This window comes from Chryseobacterium sp. c4a, assembly GCF_009900745.1.
In the GTDB taxonomy this organism is placed as follows: domain Bacteria; phylum Bacteroidota; class Bacteroidia; order Flavobacteriales; family Weeksellaceae; genus Chryseobacterium.
Map to the genome: position 1 here is coordinate 45,416 of NZ_WXVU01000003.1, position 20,377 is coordinate 65,792.

Annotated in this window: 15 protein-coding genes and 1 riboswitch; of the genes, 5 read left to right on the forward strand and 10 right to left on the reverse strand. The window is 35.6% G+C overall.

Features of this window, described 5'->3' with window-relative positions:
* Window positions 1-16 precede the first annotated feature (16 nt).
* The 5 genes from GTR01_RS06260 to GTR01_RS06280 all read right to left on the reverse strand — a co-directional run bounded on the left by GTR01_RS06260 (window position 17) and on the right by GTR01_RS06280 (window position 8,037).
* Window positions 17-919, reverse strand: coding sequence for a cation diffusion facilitator family transporter (locus GTR01_RS06260; protein ID WP_160137007.1), 903 nt, complete (start codon window positions 917-919; stop codon window positions 17-19).
* 14 nt (window positions 920-933) lie between these two features.
* Entirely contained in the window at window positions 934-1,812 is an 879-nt protein-coding gene (locus GTR01_RS06265) for a bestrophin family protein (protein WP_160137008.1), read from the reverse strand.
* A 126-nt stretch (window positions 1,813-1,938) separates the two neighbouring features.
* Window positions 1,939-3,168, reverse strand: a complete 1,230-nt coding sequence (locus tag GTR01_RS06270) for an efflux RND transporter periplasmic adaptor subunit (RefSeq protein ID WP_160137009.1) — start codon at window positions 3,166-3,168, stop codon at window positions 1,939-1,941.
* Window positions 3,169-3,214: 46 nt separating this feature from the next.
* Entirely contained in the window at window positions 3,215-7,576 is a 4,362-nt protein-coding gene (locus GTR01_RS06275; protein WP_160137010.1) for a CusA/CzcA family heavy metal efflux RND transporter, read from the reverse strand.
* 137 nt (window positions 7,577-7,713) lie between these two features.
* Window positions 7,714-8,037 (reverse strand): DUF6660 family protein, encoded by a 324-nt coding sequence (locus tag GTR01_RS06280; protein WP_160137011.1) that lies wholly within the window; start codon window positions 8,035-8,037, stop codon window positions 7,714-7,716.
* Window positions 8,038-8,267: 230 nt separating this feature from the next.
* Here GTR01_RS06280 and GTR01_RS06285 point away from each other — a divergent pair, with 230 nt between their 5' ends.
* The 3 genes from GTR01_RS06285 to GTR01_RS06295 all read left to right on the forward strand — a co-directional run bounded on the left by GTR01_RS06285 (window position 8,268) and on the right by GTR01_RS06295 (window position 10,876).
* Entirely contained in the window at window positions 8,268-9,248 is a 981-nt protein-coding gene (locus tag GTR01_RS06285) for a hypothetical protein (protein WP_160137012.1), read from the forward strand.
* A gap of 446 nt (window positions 9,249-9,694) precedes the next feature.
* Window positions 9,695-10,159: a hypothetical protein gene (locus GTR01_RS06290; RefSeq protein WP_160137013.1), complete on the forward strand. Its 465-nt coding sequence runs from the start codon at window positions 9,695-9,697 to the stop codon at window positions 10,157-10,159.
* 276 nt (window positions 10,160-10,435) lie between these two features.
* Window positions 10,436-10,876: a hypothetical protein gene (locus tag GTR01_RS06295; RefSeq protein ID WP_160137014.1), complete on the forward strand. Its 441-nt coding sequence runs from the start codon at window positions 10,436-10,438 to the stop codon at window positions 10,874-10,876.
* A gap of 102 nt (window positions 10,877-10,978) precedes the next feature.
* Here GTR01_RS06295 and GTR01_RS06300 read toward each other — a convergent pair whose 3' ends face one another.
* Both GTR01_RS06300 and GTR01_RS06305 read right to left on the reverse strand, forming a co-directional pair.
* The gene (locus GTR01_RS06300; protein WP_160137015.1) at window positions 10,979-12,472 is read right to left on the reverse strand and encodes a RagB/SusD family nutrient uptake outer membrane protein; all 1,494 of its coding nucleotides are present in this window, start codon (window positions 12,470-12,472) and stop codon (window positions 10,979-10,981) included.
* A gap of 17 nt (window positions 12,473-12,489) precedes the next feature.
* Window positions 12,490-15,426, reverse strand: a complete 2,937-nt coding sequence (locus GTR01_RS06305) for a SusC/RagA family TonB-linked outer membrane protein (protein ID WP_160137016.1) — start codon at window positions 15,424-15,426, stop codon at window positions 12,490-12,492.
* A gap of 83 nt (window positions 15,427-15,509) precedes the next feature.
* Window positions 15,510-15,606: riboswitch (SAM riboswitch) on the reverse strand.
* A gap of 243 nt (window positions 15,607-15,849) precedes the next feature.
* Here GTR01_RS06305 and GTR01_RS06310 point away from each other — a divergent pair.
* Together GTR01_RS06310 and GTR01_RS06315 are read left to right on the forward strand one after the other, a co-directional pair.
* A complete protein-coding gene (locus GTR01_RS06310; RefSeq protein WP_160137017.1) occupies window positions 15,850-16,257 on the forward strand; it encodes a type II 3-dehydroquinate dehydratase in 408 nt (135 codons plus the stop codon).
* A gap of 17 nt (window positions 16,258-16,274) precedes the next feature.
* On the forward strand, window positions 16,275-16,718 hold the full coding sequence (locus tag GTR01_RS06315) for a hypothetical protein (protein ID WP_160137018.1): 444 nt from the start codon (window positions 16,275-16,277) through the stop codon (window positions 16,716-16,718).
* Between the two features lie 53 nt (window positions 16,719-16,771).
* On the opposite strand, the gene pckA is transcribed toward GTR01_RS06315, so the two are convergent.
* The 3 genes from pckA to fabD form a co-directional block, all read right to left on the reverse strand.
* The gene (gene pckA / locus GTR01_RS06320) at window positions 16,772-18,388 is read right to left on the reverse strand and encodes a phosphoenolpyruvate carboxykinase (ATP) (protein WP_160137019.1); all 1,617 of its coding nucleotides are present in this window, start codon (window positions 18,386-18,388) and stop codon (window positions 16,772-16,774) included.
* A 127-nt stretch (window positions 18,389-18,515) separates the two neighbouring features.
* Window positions 18,516-19,421: a GYDIA family GHMP kinase gene (locus tag GTR01_RS06325; protein ID WP_160137020.1), complete on the reverse strand. Its 906-nt coding sequence runs from the start codon at window positions 19,419-19,421 to the stop codon at window positions 18,516-18,518.
* 10 nt (window positions 19,422-19,431) lie between these two features.
* Window positions 19,432-20,307: an ACP S-malonyltransferase gene (gene fabD, locus GTR01_RS06330; RefSeq protein WP_160137021.1), complete on the reverse strand. Its 876-nt coding sequence runs from the start codon at window positions 20,305-20,307 to the stop codon at window positions 19,432-19,434.
* Between the last annotated feature and the right edge of the window lie 70 nt (window positions 20,308-20,377).

The following is a 20,377-nucleotide window of genomic DNA, read 5'->3' on the forward strand; positions in this document are numbered from 1 at the left end:
TTAATCTTTTAAAATATTACAGATGTACTTCATTTTCTTCGTACCCTTCTTCCTCGATCTGAAATGTTGTATGGCTTATTTTAAAATTTTCAACAGTAGTATCCGTCAGCGTTTTTAACAATTGATTTTGGGAAACTCCTCTATCTTTCACCACGTGAGCACTCATGGCATTGACACTGGAAGTCAGTGACCATACATGCAGATCATGCACATTTTTCACGCCCTGAACCTGCTCCAATGATTTTCTTAGTGCATGGATATCTACATCAGCAGGAGTTCCTTCCAATAATACATTGATTGCTTCTTTTAACAATCGCCATGTTCTGGGGAATATTAATAACCCGATGGCTGCTGAAATCAATGGATCTGCATAGTACCAGCCTGTTGTCAGCATAATAATTCCGGCAATCATCACTCCTACGGAAGTCAGCATATCAGAAAGCACTTCAAAATAAGCCCCTTTCATATTCAGGCTCCCTTCTGAATCTTTTCTAAGGATCATCATTCCGACAATATTGACCACTAATCCAATCCCTGCCACAATCAACATAGATTTACTCTGTACTTCTGGTGGATTCTGAAATCTTTTGTAAGCTTCAAACAAAACATATATCGAAATTCCCAACAAAACGACAGCATTGATAACTGCTGCTAATATTTCGGTACGATAATATCCATATGTTCTGGAAGGATCTGCTTTTTTCTCGCCTATTTTTATAGCTATAAAGGCCAGCAATAAACCTACAACATCAGTCAGCATGTGTGCAGCATCTGCAAGTAATGCTAGACTATTGGTAACAATTCCGCCTATCACCTCAGCAATAAGATAGGTACCACTGAGGCAAAGTACAATCAGCAAGTTTTTTTTATGTCTGCTTGCTGCGGAGGGAGTCTGTATTTGTGTTTGGGTGTTTTCCATAGTTAATGGCTTATTTACATTTCATAATAAGATGTATTTTCTTTTTTCAAAGGAACGTTTTGCTCTCCCATCATTTGTCTGATATTGATTTCTATGGTTTGAGCCAGAGAGGTCACCGGAGTATCCACCGGTTTGTTCTCAAATGGATCCTGCATCATGATGGATGTTTTCTCTATGATAATAAATACAATCGGAATCAGGAAAGTAATGAGAATCTCTACAATCAATTGTGAATCATCCAGCCCAAATGGAAGGATTATCGCAAACACATAGATCAAAGTATGCACTAAAACACTATAGGATCTCGGAAAAACGGTGTTTTTTAGTCTTTCACATTTCCCCATGCTGTCGCAGAGCCTTGTTACCATATCATTTAACTGCATTTGCTGAAAATCTGTCAATTTTGAAGATCCAATTTCTTTAAGTTGCTTTGAATGCGCATCCAGAAGAGCATTGGGGATATTAACAGCATTGATTTGATTTTCCTTCAAATAATCCTGAACTTTATCTGAAAAAGGTAATTTCCTCAACGATTCTCCCAAAGCATAAGTCCAGATGATCTGTCGTTCTGCAAATTCTCTAACCATTTTATGATCTTCAGCAGGTAAAAATTGAATCACCTGCCTTACAAAGCTTCTGGAATCATTCACAATAGCCCCCCAAACCGTTCTTGCTTCCCACCATCTTTCATAAGATTGAGAAGTTCTGAATGCCAGCAGTAGTGAGACCGCTGTTCCTAAAAGTGCAGGAATATTGAGTGGAAGTGAAATTTTTCGAAACCATGGCAACATATCCAAGAGTCCAATAGCTACGGCAAATATTCCGATGAACAGAATCTGAGATTTTATTTCACGGATGAAATACCAGACTGATATTTTTTTGTTTAATAGCATAAATAGGTCATGTATTAAAGTTTGTAAGATAATCTTTACTTTCCTCAGTCGGTTTTTATAATAAGTCCGTAAACAGTTCTAATTTACGTATAAAAATCGACATTTTACTGATTCTGATCTCCTTCATTAATGTTCGTGCTCTCCTGAATTTACTAATTTAGCATTTACAAAAAAGGCTCCTTTTACTACAATTTTAGCATTGTCCGGAATATTCCCGACAGGCGTAATGGCAGTATAGCCCATATCTGAAGTTCCCTTCACTACTTCTATTTTCTCGAAGTTTAAAGTTTTCGGATGAGGTTTCCCTTTTTCATCATGTTCTTCTTCTGCCTTTTTATCGGTTTGAATAAAGACATAGAATTTTCCGTCTGCTTCTACAATAGCTTCGGTAGGAACTGCAGGGGTAACACTTTTATCAAGGCTTACGATCCCTGTGATATTCATTCCATCAATCAGTCCTGTTTTATTTCCGATCACTTCGCAGTGCATTGAAATGGTCTTGCTTTCGTTTTCAAAAGAAGATCCAATGCTGTAAATCTTGGCATCATATTCTGTTTCAGGGTTATTTGTCAGTTTGAAATGTACAATCTGTCCTACTCTCATTTTCGGAAGATCTTTTTCAAATACCTGAAGATCCAGGTGAATAGAACCGTTATCAATCACTGTGGCCACAGGAGAAGAAATATCCACATAACTTCCTATCTGTGCAGTAATTCCGCTAATGGTGCCACTGATTGGAGCCGTAATCACCAAACCGGATCTCATATTTCCATTGTTTACATTTCCCGGATTGATTCCCATCATCTGCAACTGCTTTAAAAGGGAGGCTCTTTTCGTTCTTAGGGTTTTCAATTCAGCATCAGCATTCTGAAGATTCTTTTTAGCACCGGCATCATTATCAAAAAGTTCTCTTTGTCTTCTGAACTCCTGTTCAGCATAGGTAATTCTGCTGTTGGTGGTTAAATAATCTTCCTGAAGCTGGATGTATTCAGGATTAGCAATGGTTGCAATTACTTGTCCTTTTTTTACAATACTTCCTACCTGGATGTTTATTGTTTTAATAATTCCCCCATACAAAGAAGTAATGGTTGCTTTATTACTATTAGGAACACTCAAAAGACCATTGGCTTTAATCGTTGAGGTCAGTTCTTTCATTTCTACCGATCCCAAAGCCACTCCAACAGATTTCATTTGCTCTTCTGTAAGAGAAGCAATGGTTTGTGCCTCATCTTCATGTGCCTGTTCTTTCTGTTCCGTTTTTTCAGGTGCTTTTTCTTCTGCAGTTTCTTTTTTTCCGCAGCTTACTGCCAACAGAGAAATGAATACAAGGGCTATGATGTTATATTTGAGTTTCATATTTGAATTTTTATTGAGTCTAAGGTCGTACACAATCGACTTCATATTATTTATTAATGATTGAATTAATGGTTACTACAGCCTGGTTCACCTGCTGAATAGATTCCAGATATTTTAACTGAATATTCGTTGCTGTTTGTAGGGCAAAAAGATATTCTACATAAGAAATTTCTCCTGTTTTATAACCTAACTGAGCTGCTTTTACAATTTTTTCAGCATTTGGCAATGCCTGATTGGTATAGTAATCATATTGCTGAACATCCTGCTGATACTGATTGAAAGCGTTTTCCAATTGGGCTGTAAGCTGCTTCTTTTGCATTTTCGCATTCGTTTCTGCTACTAGTTTATCATATTCCAACGCCTGCATTCTGGCTTTTGTAGCTCCAAAAGTCAATGGAATAGCTACTCCTACTGTTGCTGACTGAAAACGTTTTCCTGAACCATAAAAATTCTCCTGTCCGTTGATGGTATGAAGACCTATCAATGACTGATTGATATATCCCAAACTAAAATCTGGTAACCCTGTAGCTTTCTCTACCTTTTTATTCTTCTCTGCAATTTCCATTTCCTGATAGAAAGCTTTTACCGTAGGATTATTTGCTACGACATTACTATCCAAAACATTTTCAGCTTTCAATGGTTCATAGTTTGCGTTGAATGGCACTTCGAGATTTTCTGAGGTATTCAGAAGTGTTTTTAGATTTTTATAGGCATTATTCAAATAGACTTCATTCTGTCTTAATAACAGATCAATTTCTCCTTTTTGAGTTTCTGCAGTGTTGATCTCAATTTTTTTGATATCACCTGCTTTAAATCTTACTGTTGCAATTCTGATAAATTCTTCATAAAAACCTGCTAAACTGGTCAGCTTTTCTTTATTGTACTGAAGATATTCGATCTGATAATAGTAAGTACGAACGTCTTTTATCAATTCATTGGTCGTAATCTCCTTATCGATCTGTTTGCTCTTGATATTTTCATTAATGAGTTCTTTTCTGGCTTTAAATAAAGTTGGAAAAGGAATGCTCTGTGAAATCGCAAAAGACTGGTCAAATTTTGGGCTGTTGTATTGTCCCAATTGGGCATCAAAACTTAATTTGGGAAGCTCCTTAGCCGTTGGACGTAGAGCTTCTGCCGATTTAATGCTTAAATCTTTTGATTGTAAAGTCAAATTATTATTGACTGCCATCTGAACTGCTTCTTCCACAGAAATTGGTCTGGACTGCGCTTTAAAGGTCTGCCCAAGCATCATTAATCCCAATACAAGAACGATAGTAAATGACTGAGGATTATTATTTTTTCTTTTCAAAATCTTTGTATTAAAAATAATGTACAGCATTGGCAATACAAATAAGGTAAGGAATGTAGCTGTTACCAACCCGCCAATCACAACGGTTGCCAAAGGTTTCTGTACCTCCGCTCCTGCTCCTGTAGAAATAGCCATCGGTAAAAATCCAAGAGAAGCAACAGTTGCGGTCATCAGAACAGGTCTTAATCTGGTTTTTGTTCCTTCAAAAACACGTTTTAAAATATCTGTTTCACCTTCTTTTTCAAGCTGGTTAAAAGTTCCGATCAATACAATTCCGTTAAGAACTGCGACTCCAAATAATGCAATGAACCCAATTCCGGCACTGATACTGAATGGCATATCTCTTACAACAAGGGCAAAGACACCTCCAATAGCACTCATCGGAATGGCCGTAAAGATCAAAGCAGCTTGTTTGAAAGATTTGAAGGTAAAATACAACAGCATAAAAATAAGCAGCAATGAAACCGGAACCGCGATCATCAGACGCTTACTGGCTTCCTGAAGATTTTCAAACTGTCCGCCATAGGTAAAGTAGTATCCGGATGGCAATTTTACTTTATCCAGTTTGGTCTGAATATCTTTTACCACACTTTCCACATCACGTCCTTTCACATTGAATCCTATTACGATTCTACGCTTCCCTTGCTCACGGCTGATTTGTGCAGGCCCAAGTTTATAACTCACATTGGCAACCTGTGACAATGGAATCTGAGCTCCTGTCGCTGAGGTGATCATCAGGTTATTCACATCGGAAATATCTGTTCTGTGAAGACTGTCTAAGCGGACTACCAAATCAAAACGTCTTTCGTTTTCAAAAACCTGTCCGGCAGCTTTTCCTGCAAAGGCTGTACTTACTGCATTGTTGACATCTTCTATATTTAATCCGTAATTGGCAATTCTTGTTCTGTCATATTGTACATTGATCTGAGGAAGACCGCTTACTCTTTCAATCTGCGGCGCTGTTGCTCCATCTACTGTTTGAATGATCTTACCCACTTTATCAGCATACACCGCCAATGAATCTAAGTTCTCTCCAAAGATCTTCACCGCAACATCCTGTCTGATCCCGGTCATCAATTCATTAAAACGCATTTGAATAGGCTGATTTTTCTCAAAAAATACTCCAGGAATAGTTTCCAGTTTTTCACTGATCTCATCTGCCAGTTCATTATAGGATTTTTTGGTTTTCCATTCACTTTGCGGCTTTAATACGACAATCATATCAGTGGCTTCAGGCGGCATCGGGTCTGTAGGAACTTCAGCAGATCCTGTTTTTCCAACGACCATTTTAACCTCATCAAATTGTTTGATCAATCTGGAAGCCTGCATTGAGGTTTCTATACTCTGACTGAGTGAACTTCCCTGTGGCAATATACAATGAAAAGCAAAGTCTCCTTCCTGCAATTGAGGAATAAACTCACCACCCATGTTTTTAAAGACAAATGCTGCGATCACAAAAACCGCTATTGTTGCTGAAACAACAATATATTTTACTTTAATCGCTTTCTGTAATAATGGCTGATAGATCTTCTGAAGATAGTTCATCATTTTATCAGAGAAAGTTTCTTTGTGTGATACTTTTTTAGATAAGAATAAGGCACTCATCATTGGAATGTAAGTCAAGGAAAGAATCAATGCTCCAAGAATGGCGAATCCAACTGTTTTTGCCATTGGGGTAAACATTTTTCCTTCTACACCAGCCAAAGTAAGAATCGGGATATATACAATCAGGATGATAATTTCCCCAAATGCGGCACTACTTCTGATCTTTGAGGCAGAAAGGAAAACTTCTTCATCCATTTCAGACTGTGTTAAGGTTCTCATAGATTTCCTTACTCCTAAATGGTGTAAAGTCGCTTCTACAATGATCACCGCACCGTCAACAATTAACCCGAAGTCTATTGCTCCAAGACTCATCAGGTTAGCACTTACACCAAACACATTCATCATTCCCAAAGCAAATAATAAGGAAAGCGGAATGGCTGATGCCACAATAAGCCCGGCTCTCAGGTTTCCAAGGAACACCACAAGCACGAAAATAACAATCAGAGCTCCTTCGATCAGGTTTTTCTCAACCGTACTGATAGCTCTTCCTACTAGATCTGTTCTGTCTAAAAATGGCTCTATTACCACATCGTCAGGAAGTGATTTCTGAATGGTAGGAATTTTTGCCTTGATGTTATTCACTACTTCATTACTGTTGGCTCCTTTTAGCATCATCACTACTCCACCTACAGCATCTACCTTTCCATCGTATGTTAAAGCACCATAACGTACTGCACTTCCTAAACGGACATCAGCTACGTCTTTGATGAAAATCGGAACACTTCCTGTTTCATTTTTAACGGCAATATTTTTAATATCTTCCAGGGAAGTTACCAGTCCGATTCCACGGATAAAGTAAGCATTGGGCTTTTTATCTATATAAGCTCCTCCCGTATTCTGATTATTTTTTTCAAGGGCTGTGAATATTTCGGTAATGCTTGTTCCCATTGCCTTTAATCGGTTGGGATCGATAGCCACTTCGTATTGTTTTAATTCTCCTCCAAAACTGTTGATCTCAGCCACTCCCGGAGTTCCGTTAAGCTGTCTTCGAACAATCCAGTCCTGCATCGTTCTCAGTTCCTTTGCATTATATTTCTTTTCGCTTCCCTTTTTAGGGTGAAGAATATATTGATATACTTCTCCAAGACCTGTACTTACAGGAGCTAATTCCGGAGTTCCCACTCCTTTGGGAATTTCTTCTACAGCATTTTTCAGCTGTTCATTGATAAGCTGTCTGGCAAAGTAAACATCCACATTTTCTTTGAAGACTACTGTAATAACAGACAGTCCGAATCTTGAAATACTTCTTGTTTCCTGAATATCCGGAACGTTGGCAATACTTTGTTCAATGGGAAAGGTGACCAATTGTTCTACCTCCTGCCCTGCCAATGTAGGACATGCAGTAATGATCTGAACCTGATTGTTGGTAATATCCGGTACAGCGTCAATGGGTAGTTTGGTAGCACTCCATGTTCCCCAAATGACAAGTACCAATGTCATAATACCAATAATAACCTTGTTCTTGATACTGAATTTTATGATTTTATCTAACACGATTTTTATTTAATTTTATTGAAAATACGAGCATACAGTATAGAATACTGCAGCAAAAATATCATGAAAACCTCTGCAATGGTATTGCAAAGTTTCACGCAGGCTTAGAAAGCATAACTTTCTAACAGTCAATAAAATTAAATTTTAGGAGGTTGCCAGATAGGATCGTATACCTGGTAGGCAAAATCGTTTTTATGAAATAAGATTTTCTTTGAAAAATAAGCAGGAATCTGCTCAGGGATTTCCAATAACGGATCCATTTTAAATGCTGAAACCGTCATCTGACAACAGCTGCAGGCACACAATGGAGAACAGATATCTCCTTTGTCTGTAGAATGAGTCTCGGAAATGCTTAAAGAAATACTTTTGTTTCCTGAGTTCAATGGATGAGACACATCTTCACATGGCATCAGTGATAACGCCATGAAATAAATTGCCAGTATCCATCTTAACAGGTTCATTGTTACAAAGGTAAAGTTTTTTTCTAAAATGGTAAATCCTTAGAATTTTAAATAATAGGATAATTTATTATAATTGCTTAAATTGTGCTCCTGCAGAGTCCGATCCTTTGAGACAAACACAAATGCTTACTAAATCTTCAACTACAATACAACAGATTAATCAAATGGGAGTAGCAGCCATTGGACCCAACCTATTTAGAATTACTCCATGACCCATTCCAACTTAAAATATGAATCAATTTTCACATATAGAACTGAATGAAGGAAAATTTTCTGAAGAAACGCTGAAATACATTCTTACAATTCAAAATACGTATTTAGAATGTACTTTGTTTCAAAAAATTCTTGACCCCCGCATAAAATACGAGGATCTTGATCCGCACATCGAGTTTTTGAAAGAACGACTTTCTCATTTAGAATTTTTTGTAGATTATACAGATGTTACTTTTGATAATAAAATTCCTGGATATAGTCAGTATAAATATGTTGATGGACAAAAAATTGATGATTCGTGGGTGATTACTGATCTTACACACCAAATTCAAAATTTTTCAAAAGAATTATTTTGGGCAGACAAAGAAGAAATGAATCATTACAAAACCATTTCCTGTTTTGATTGTTTTGAAGAAAAGCTGGTACCAAAAGCAAAAATGTTTACGGCATTAGCAAATGCTGCTTTTTTCAATGTAGATAGTTGGATTCAATATTATCAGGATCTTTTAGATCTAAAGTTTCCTGACTTTTCACAGAAATTAGTTTTGGGCAAAAAGATAATTAAATATCGCCCCTTTAAAGGAAGTTTCTATTTAGGGATTGAAACCGATTATCAATCTTGTAAAACCAATTTTAGAAAAGGAAAATGGGAAGAACCTGAATATAAACTTATCATTTTTAAGAAAGTAACAGATAAGAAAATAGAAAATATCGTTGTATTTAACAAGTTTGTACATCCTTTCTTTAATCCACCCGTTTTTTCATTCGAAAAGTATAGATATGCTGAAAATTCAATTAAGGTAAGTGAATTAGAATTCTCTCTTAAATATATGATAGAAAAAGAATTCTTAGAAAATGACATGGTTAAAATGTATATCTCAGAAGAGTTCGGAGATCTATTAAAACAACATGCCTACTTCTACTATGATCTCTTGCATCATACAACTAAAGAATTTATTAATTTTATTGAAGAGTCTTTTGAAGATAATGAAATTTAATAACTTATAACATTTAAACAGTCTCATCAATGAGACAGTTTTTATTCAAATATCTCTTTATATTTCAACAAAAAACCTCCGCTAGGCACAGTCTCCAGACTTTGAGTCAAAAAATAAAAGTAATTTATAAACATTCTCCAAAGTCGGGAAACTTCGGAGAGCAGGGTGAATTCTAAAGTCTTTTATACAGTTTTTACAATCAGACTATGCTTCCAACAGTAATTTTCCAATTATCAAAACAAATACCATTTTTCACTTTCTGTGATCACCCAAATAATGTTCTTACCTTTGTAAGATCAAAAAGACTCATTTATCTCATATGTATTTTAAAATTTATCTGGATAATTTTGTTATCAAGGATAGCATAAAAGTTAAGTTTTAGAAGTAAATTGATGACTTAGATATTTTTTATTCTTTATACAATTTTATAAATACTCAACATTTAAATGAAATTATTCAAGATCAATATACTTCTCATAGGATTCTGTTTCATCCTATTTTCATGTGAGAGAAAGGAAACATTAAGCGAAGATATTACTATATTAACCCCAAGTAGAAATCTCTCTACTATTCTTGGAACTGATATTTATACATCAAATCTTCAGATTGAACCGGATACCTCTGATACCCTTAGGTTTAAATTAACAGAAAAAGATTGGGCAATTTTAAAAGAAAGCTTTGACAAGAACCAGATTCATCTTATCAATGACAACACAAAAATAGGACAAAGAACCAATTCTATTTATATGTCCGATAGAATTAAAATCAGAACAAATAAAAGGTTGTTATCATTGCAATACCATTATTTTATTGAAAAAAGAGAAAAATTTGATAGTGTAAAGAGTATCAATTTCAATAAATTTATGAAGACTTTTGACTCTTTGGTATATTACAGATCTCAAGGTAAATAATTTATAAAACTTTTGTCAGTGCCAGTATTACTCATGCCGATTCTAAGACAACTGTACTTGGGAAAGTATCGGACTGTAGATTATAAATTGTGATTATTTTCAATTTCCTTCAATGGAATACTAAATAACAATTGCTGTTTAAAATAAGTAGAATCTTATTAGAAAGAGGAACAAACATACATATTTTAGCATTTAGTAATATATTTTCTGGCAGAAAACCTAGCTTTGCTAGAAATACAGAATCAAATACTCCATCCATTAATAGACTTTTCGGAAATGATGACTATACACAAAGGAATTATAACAGAAAATAATTTAGAATCTGATTTGGCATATATGGGATACACTTTAACAATCGAGCAAATAGTACTTGTAATGAAAGTGATAAGTCCTGATTTTATTGAGATCGATGGCAACATTTACTTACTATCCCATTTTAAAGGTTATAGAGAAAACGATAAAAATAGATTTGACAACACCCCGCAAGGAAAGGAAAAATATATCAACAATCTTTCTATCTCAGATGTATTTTATTTTTCCGAAGACATCAAATCTCACGAGCCGGAAGCTCATAAGAAAATAGGATTATATATTCTGGAATTTTGGAAGATGAGGCTTTATCATCTATTTCCAGATAAAAAATTTGATTTTATTCTCTCTGAAAATGGACTATTTGATGAGAGTGATATTTGTATTACTTTTTACCAAAGTGCATAACATATTCCACTAAAGAAAAATAATTGCATTGGGGATAGAAACAAAAAACCACCGCAAAAGCGGTGGCTAAAAAATCAAATCTAATTATTGGACTGTATATTATTATAAATTGGGATTATTTTCAATCTCCTTCAATGGTATACTGAATAAATAATAAGGGCTGTTCGGAACAAATTGGGTCTTATTAGGAAGGTCAAATACTGTATGGCCTTTACCATCCACTGTTTTTATCGTTCCGTTAGAGGTTATAATCTGAACTTTGATCGGTTTTCCTTCTCCATCTACAAATGGCTTTCTCACCACTGTCCCTTGTGTTCTGATAATATCTGATAGAGAGAATCCTTCTCCAAATAATTCTTTTCTTCTTTCAATCAAGATTTCGTTCACAACATCATTCTGTACTAATGAACCTGTATAAGCATTAGCTTTTCTTGCGGCTCTCAATTGATTTAAAGCTGTTACTGCCTGAGCTACATTCCCATTTCTGGCTTCTGATTCTGCTTCAATCAGATACATTTCAGCGGCTCTCATATAGACAATATCTGCAATAAGTGTTGACTTAAATTTAAATTTAGCATATCTCAACAGTCCTTCTCTTGATGGAAGATTATCCCATGAGAACAATTGAGTTCTGATATCATTGGTATCAAACAATTTCTGAAAATAGGGATCTGCCATAAAGCTGTAATAATAGCTTCCCGATGAAGATACATCCAGATAGTGGAAAGCATAACTTCCATCTGATTGTTCCTGAGTTTGTCTACTTCCCCAAATCCATTCTTCATTATTAATATCATTGAATCCATCTTTATACTTTTCCGGAGCCATCAAAGGAAATCCTTCTCTTGCCGTTTTTGCCGCAACAGCAGCTTTACTCCATTCTCCTGTATTCAGATAAACCCTTGCCAAGATACCGTTTACAACGTTACGGTTAATTTTATCCTTGGTATTTCTTGTATAGTTCTTCAACAGATTATCAGCATCCGTAAGATCACTTTTAATCAGAGTATAAATATCTTCAAGGCTTGATTTTTTCTTTGCTACGCTACTTGTCGTTGAAGGTTCTGTATAGATCGGAGCCGTTAATGCAGACTTATCTTTAAGATAGCTGAATTGATAAAAGCTGGCAATATTAAGATAACAAAAAGCACGTAATGCTTTTGCCTGGCCTTTTACCTGATCTTTTTTCGCCTGGCTTCCTTCCGTTGCATCAATTTTCGCAATAACATTATTCATATTATTGATGGTGGAATACAACATCGTCCAGATAAATAGCGGGCGAGACACTGTATTGTTCACCATTTCAGTAAAATCGTAGGTAGATGCGAAACCGTATTTATTAGTTAATACAGCAACATCGCTTCCCATCGCATCACTTGCTCTTAAAACAGTGGAATATCCAATATTAGCAAAAGTAGTTCCGTCATTATTGAATTTTGCCCATGTTCCGTTGATTACCGTTTCCGCACTTTCAGCTGTTTTGAAAACCTCTTCACTGGTAGCCTGATCTGTAGGTGCGGTATCCATTTCACTCTCACAGCTTGTAAGCGACCATAATCCTATTAAAGCAAAAGATAAATATTTTAAATTTTTCATTGTTTAAATTTTAAAAGTTAGAAAGTTGCCTGAAGACCAAAAGTGATCGTTCTCATTGCCGGATATCTGAAATAAGTTGTCCCATCCAATGCCTGCTCAGGATCCATTCCTTTATGTTTGTAGAATGTCAGAAGGTTCTCTGCCTGAACATAAATTCTGAACTTTTTCAACCCTAATGTTTCAAAATAATCAGATGGAAGCGTATATCCTAAACTTACATTCTTCAGCCTTGCATACGTCCCTGAATAAAGGAATCTTGTAGACGTTGATGTCCAGTTGTTGGTTTTCGTGCTTAAAGCAGGAACATCTGTATAAGGATTGTCCGGAGTCCATCTGTTTAGCATTTCTGTTCCCCATGCACGTCCGCCTAAGTTTCCGCTATGTAAGATGGAAGCATAATCTGAATCCAGAATCTTCCCACCAATTTTAAATGTTAATAAAGCTGAAAAATCAAAGCTTTTATAATTGATACTTGTGCTCACACCTCCAGTTAGCTTAGGTAAAGCGGAACCTTGTAATATTTTTGTAGCTTTAGCATATTCGGATGTTGTTCCTTCTACCTGGTTTCCATTGGCATCTTTTGTAATGGTCTTCCATAATGGTTTTCCGTTGCTTGGGTCTACCCCTGCCCATTCCTGAATGTAAAAATCATATACAGAACCTCCTACATTCAATTGCTTAGTCGTCCCAACCACAAGTGGCCCATTAGGCAATTTTGTAATTTTATTATTTAAAGTACTTAGGTTAACATCTACATTCCATTGGAAATCTTCAGTTTTAATAGGTGTGGTAAACAATGAAAATTCAAAACCGGTATTCTTTATTGTCCCTACATTGGCTGGATAGTCACTAATTCCTAAAGACGGAGCCACTGGTACGTTAAACAGCAAGTTTTTACTTTTTCTTTCAAAATACTCTACATTACCTTTAATCCTGTTATTAAGAATCGCAAACTCTAACCCTACATTCAGGTTAAGGTTAGTTTCCCACATCAGATTAGGAGTACCTACTTTTTCTAATGTTTTTCCGGGCTCACCAGCAAGCGGTGAATCTTTGTATAATTCCTGGTAAGCATAATAAAGAGCTGAACCATTTGGCTTTTGCAATTTGTCATTTCCTTGTCCTCCATAACTTGCACGCAACGTTAATAGATTAAAGAAATTCAGGTTTTTAACAAACTCTTCGTTTGAAAGTTTCCAAGATCCGCCGACAGACCAAAATGTTCCCCATCTGTTATTTTTTAAAAATCTGGAAGAACTATCTGCTCTTGTTGATGCGGATAAGAAATATTTATTATCAAAATCATACTCCACTTTTCCAAGGAAACTCAATAAACTTAATTTATCACTATTTCCGCCGAAATCTACCAATAAAGAAGCTGCGTCAGGCTCATAATAGTTAGGTAATGAAAATCCTTGTCTGCTTCCTGAAATAATCTGGTAATCATATTTGTAAAATTCATGACCTCCCAAAACATTAATATGATGCTTACCAAACTTTTTATCATAGGTCAGGATATTACTGGTAGTATAAGAAAGCGTTCTGCTGTTGGTTTTTCTTACAGATCCTCCGGTCTCTTTTCCTTGGCCAAGAAGTGGATTCGTATAATAATGCTCGTTATAGTTTACCAAATCAACAGAAAAGCTTGATCTAAATTTCAATTCCGGAAGGAACGTTAATTCCATAAAACCTTTTCCTGAAAAGTTATCAATCTTATTTTCATTCTTATCCAATGGTAAGCTTGCCGCTAAGTTCTGATTCTGAAGTGCTGCCGTAGGTCTGTATCTCCCAAAATCATACACCTTGTTTCCATCAGCGTCTAATACGTAAGAGCCGTCAGGATTTCTTTCAAAGTACGGATAGAAAGAAGGGATTGCTCTCGCAGCCTGAATAATATTGCTTGCTTTAGAATCTGAAGAACTCGGTGCCTGTTGAATACTGTTGGTATAACTTAAGTTCACCCCAACATTCAGCCACTTTTTAACTTCTGAGTTAATCTTTAACCTTGTATTATATCTTTTAAATCCGGATTCAATGGCCATTCCTTTATCATCCAGATATCCTAATGAAAAGAAGTAATTACTTTTCTCACTTCCGCCACTGATATCAAGATCTACCTGATTTCTGGAAGCTACTCTTTGTAAGACATCTCTCCAGTCATCATTCCATAAAGCTCTTGCTCCCGGTAATAACTTTCCGTCAGTGCCTATTGGTTTTGGATAATTAGCTCCATAAGGATTAATCCCTAAATTAGAAATAATATTATCCGTCGCCATCTGCGCTGCCTGCTGTGCAGAAATTGAACCAGACTGATATCCGTTTCTCATTGCCTCCCAGTATAATTGGAAATACTGATCAGTATTTACTTGTTCATAGTCTTTTACGGCTCTGCCTGAGAATCCCTGGCTTATATTAAAGTTCACTCTCGCTTCTCCTTTTTTACCGGATTTTGTAGTAACAATAATAATTCCGTTTGCCCCTCTGGAACCATACAATGCACTTGCTGTTGCATCTTTTAGTACACTGATAGATTCTATATCATTGGGGCTGATTCCATTGATATTTCCGTCAAAAGGAATCCCATCTACAACATATAATGGTTCACTGGAAGCACTTACCGAACCTACTCCTCTGATTCTGATGGTAGCAGTAGCTCCAGGTTGTCCCGAAGCACCCGTAACCTGAATTCCGGGAACTTGCCCTTCCAATGCTTTAGTAACATTGGTTACAGGTCTGTTATTGATTTTATCGCTGGAAATTGTTGCTACCGATCCGGTATAACTGTTTCTTTTCGCTTTTCCATAAGCTACCACTACTACTTCATCAATTTCCTTTTCTCTAAGAGTATCTTTTTTAGGTTTGGAGTTCTGTGCATTGACACTTACAATTCCCAGAAAAAATACAGCAACTGGTGGAATCCAAACTTTAGAATTAAATAAATTTTTATTAATCATAATCAATTTTGTTTACCATATATTAAAATTTTGCCCTTTACTGAAAAGTCAGCAAAGGGCATCGATAAATACGATAAACCAAATGCTTATTTTTCCTTTAAAGGCTGAATGTAACACCTTACACAATGCAGGTTGTCAAGATTTCGCAGGGTCAGTTCCCTCCATCTTTCTTTATAAGCCGATCGAAATATGGTTGCAAAGCTATAAACTTTTAGTCTATAAAACAAGTAGACTTATTGTTTTTTCATGATAATTTTTCAAAAATTAACATAAGTTTTTATTAAAACCCATTACAAAAAGGAATTACAATGATTGCCATATTATTAAACATGATAAATATCATTATCAATAATGTAATTATTAAAACATGAGAGATTCTAAAGTTTTTGATCTTTAATTGAAAAAACTTTTTAATTTTATAGAATGAAAGTTTTGATTATAAATGGGCCAAACCTAAATCTCTTAGGTACCCGGGAACCTGAAATCTATGGAAACATCTCCATGGAAACTTATCTGGAAAACTTAAAATCGGAGTTCCAAACTCATGAACTAGGTTATTATCAATCCAATATTGAAGGAGAATTAATCAACAGACTTCAGGAAGATGATTTTGATGCTGTTGTGATTAATCCGGGAGCTTTTACCCATTATTCCTATGCCATTGCAGATTGCCTAAAGAACATTCAGAAACCAAAGGTTGAAGTTCACATCAGTAATATCTATAAAAGAGAAGAATTCAGACAGAAATCTGTTACAGCAGCTAATACTGATGCTGTTTTATCCGGATTTGGAATGGATGGATATAGATTGGCGATACTGAGTTTAAAATAAGTTTGCCTACAAAACATATGAAGATAAAGGATAAAGTTTATTGTACTGCTATAGGAGTTTATTCCAGCCAGCTCACAAAGAGAAAATCCTATATTATTGAAGGAATAAATTCAGATTCTGGAAATATAAGGATCTGTAATGATGAAAATAAACTTAAATGGTATTCAAAATTTTATTTTAGCTCAGATAGTGAACCGGAAATAACATCAATTCATATAGATGATGAAATAATAGATCCGGAATCTGATAACATAGAAGTAACCATCACATTTTCGAATAATGATAGATATTGGTTAACCTTTACCACTCCAAAATATTTGGATAATATCCTTGAAACAGCTCCTTACTTTTCTTCAAGCCATTTTCTTATTGTCAAAAACCTGAGTGAAGAGATTATCAAGGACACTATTCACAAACTAGATGATCAAAATGAATTAATTAGCAATTGCAAAAAATATTAAAATAAAAAAGCCTCATCAATGATGAGGCTTTTCTGTATTTATAAATAATCTGATTAGATTGTTTGTTCCTGTAATTGAGGCCCTGAAGCAATTAATCTCTTCCCTTCTTCAGTATCACAATACTGTTCGAAGTTTTTGATATATCTTGAAGCAAGATCTTTTGCTTTCTCTTCCCATTCTGAAGCAGCAGCATATGTATCTCTAGGATCAAGGATACCAGTAGAAACATTTGGAAGTTCAGTTGGAATCTCAAGATTCATAATTGGAACCTGAGTTTTAGGAGCGTTATCGATAGATCCGTCAATGATCGCATCAATGATTGCTCTTGTATCTTTTAGAGAAATTCTCTTACCAGTACCATTCCAACCTGTATTTACTAAATAAGCTTTAGCTCCATGTTCTTTCATTTTTCCGATCAATGTTTTAGAATACATTGTTGGGTGTAATGTAAGGAACGCCTCACCGAATGCCGGAGAGAAAGATGGCTGAGGCTCAGTAATTCCTCTTTCAGTTCCTGCTAATTTAGAGGTATAACCGCAAAGGAAGTGGTATTGAGCCTGATCTTCATTAAGGATAGAAACTGGAGGAAGTACTCCGAATGCATCCGCAGAAAGATAAACAATCTTTTTAGCATGTCCTGCCTTAGAAGGCAATACAATCTTGTTAATATGATAGATTGGGTAAGAAACTCTTGTGTTTTCAGTGATAGATCCGTCTGTATAATCTGCTACTCCATTGTTAACAACAACGTTTTCAAGAAGTGCATCTCTCTTGATGGCAGCGAAGATATCCGGTTCTTTTTCTTCTGATAAGTCGATAACTTTAGCATAGCATCCACCTTCATAGTTGAATACTCCGTTGTTATCCCAACCATGCTCGTCATCACCGATAAGGTATCTTTTCGGATCTGCAGATAAAGTAGTTTTTCCTGTTCCTGAAAGACCAAAGAATAAAGCTACATCACCTTTTTCTCCTACGTTAGCGGAACAGTGCATTGAAGCCATTCCTTTTAATGGAAGGTAATAGTTCATCATAGCGAACATACCTTTTTTCATTTCACCTCCGTACCAAGTACCACCAATGATCTGTAGTTTTTCAGTAAGGTTGAACATGATGAAGTTTTCAGAGTTTAATCCTTGAGCTTCCCAGTTAGGGTTTGTTGTTTTAGAACCGTTGATTACTGTGAAATCTGGCTCTCCAAAGTTTTCAAGCTCATAGTGAGAAGGACGAATGAACATATTAGTAACAAAATGCGCCTGCCAAGCTACTTCAACGATAAATCTTACTTTAAGTCTCGTATCTGCATTCGTTCCGCAGAATGTATCTACTACATAAATCTTTTTAGATTCAGCAAGCTGGTTCAGCACTAGTTCTTTACAAGACCCGAAAATTTCTGCTGTAGTAGGTAAGTTTACTTTACCATCCCAGAAAATTGTATCTCTTGTAACATCATCCTGAACAATATATCTGTCTTTAGGTGAACGACCTGTGAAAATTCCTGTTTTTACTGATACCGCGCCCGATTCCGTAAGTTCCGCTTTCTCAAACCCCTGATTTTCAGGAGAAACTTCAGCCTGGTATAATTCTTCGTAAGAAGGGTTATACACTACTTCATAGTTTCCTTTAATCCCTAATTTCTCTAAATCCTGGATGATTTTAGTGTTTTTCATTTTACTTATATTTTCTATTTCTTTATTGACTTCAACAAAAATAATATTAATTATTTGTTAAAGGTGGTTTAAATATACTGATATAAGTCAGAATGACAAATAAAAAAACAGACTTGTAAAATACTGATTATAAATCAATTAAATTTTCCCATTCAAAAATAGTTGTAAAACCTTTCTCCCAAAAATAGTCTTTAAAGCCCCCAAATTTGGCACTCATCACAAAATCTCCGCCCCAAGCCCCCAAACTTTTGACAAATACGGGACAATCTGGGAACATTTTACCCTTAACTGCAGGAATTTCAATAAAATCGGAGATTTTACGCTCATGAATCATCATTAATTCAGAAAAAGTTTCCAATTCATTGCATAATAAAATTTTCTTTGTGATTTCTGAAAATTCATCAACCAATTCTTGAGACTTATTTTTTGATTTATAAAGATTGATTCCTTCCCGACTATCTTGTTTCTGATTTAAGTGAATAAAGATCAGTTCATTTTTAAAAGACGGATTAAAATCTGCTTTCTCATATTTAATCTCAGGTTTACTCTGAAAAAGAATGGCAGACTTTTCTTTTGCCACTGCAATATCATAACCACTCCCTCCTAAACTGATTGTATTTAGATAAAAAGGATCGATATCAGCCCATTCTGCAAGATTATTCATTAATGTAGAACTACTTCCAAGACCATAGTCTGCGGGAAACTGAAGGTTGGTTGTTAAGTGGTAACTAAAATCGTTTTTGAATTTTGTAGTAGAAAGCTGCTGAACATTCTTTAATGTTTTCAAAATGAATTCAGCGCTTGATGGAATATTGGTTTCGAGAATCTGCCAATTTTCATAGTCAATGACAGCCTTTAACCAAAGTTTGTTTTGATGAAGGGCTTCCCAAAGAATTAAAGATTGGTTATCATCTTTTTCTTCAAAGAAAAACTCTTGTCCCAGCTTGGTTGGTACCGCTAAGACAAGAGCTCCGTCGATTGCGAAATATTCTGAAGTAAGCATAAGCTTGCCCGGTGAAAAAATCGCGCTCATATTATATTAATTAGATGGCAGAAGTAGAATCTACTGAACTGTCAATTTTTTTGATCAATCCCTGAAGAGTTTTTCCTGGCCCTACTTCTACGAAGTTAGATGCCCCATCTTTAATCATATTCTGTACAGATTGAGTCCATTTTACTGGCCCAGTAAGCTGATCGATAAGATTTTGTTTGATCTCATCAGGATTTGTAACTGCTGTAGTGGTAATATTCTGATAAACAGGAATTGTAGCTTTTCTGAATTTCGTGTTTTCGATAGCAGCAGCTAATCTTTCCTGAGCCGGCTGCATCAATGGTGAATGGAAAGCTCCGTTTACAGGTAACAATAAAGCTCTTTTTGCTCCTGCTTCTTTTAGTCTTACACAAGCTTCTTCAACTGCAGAAGTTTCACCTGAGATCACTAATTGTCCTGGACAGTTATAGTTTGCCGGAACTACGATACCACTAATCTGTGCACAGATTTCTTCAACTTTAGCATCTTCAAGACCTAAAATAGCTGCCATTGAACTTGGATTTGCATCACAAGCTTCCTGCATTGCTTTCGCTCTTTCAGAAACCAATTTCAAGCCATCATCAAAAGATAAAACGCCATTCGCTACCAATGCTGAGAACTCTCCTAAAGAGTGTCCTGCTACCATTTCAGCTCCAAGACCGTTTACTGCTTTTAATGCTGCTACTGAGTGTATAAATATTGAAGGCTGGGTAACCTCTGTTTTTTTAAGATCCGCATCTGTTCCGTTAAACATAATGGAAAGAATGTCGAAACCTAAAATTTCATTGGCAGATTCCATCAGATCTTTAATATCTTTTCTAGAATCATACAATTCTTTTCCCATTCCTACGAACTGAGAACCCTGCCCTGGAAATACAAGTGCTTTCATGTATTGAATTAAATATTATGCAAATATAACTATAATGTTAACAATATTCTTTTAAACGAAGATAAATCAT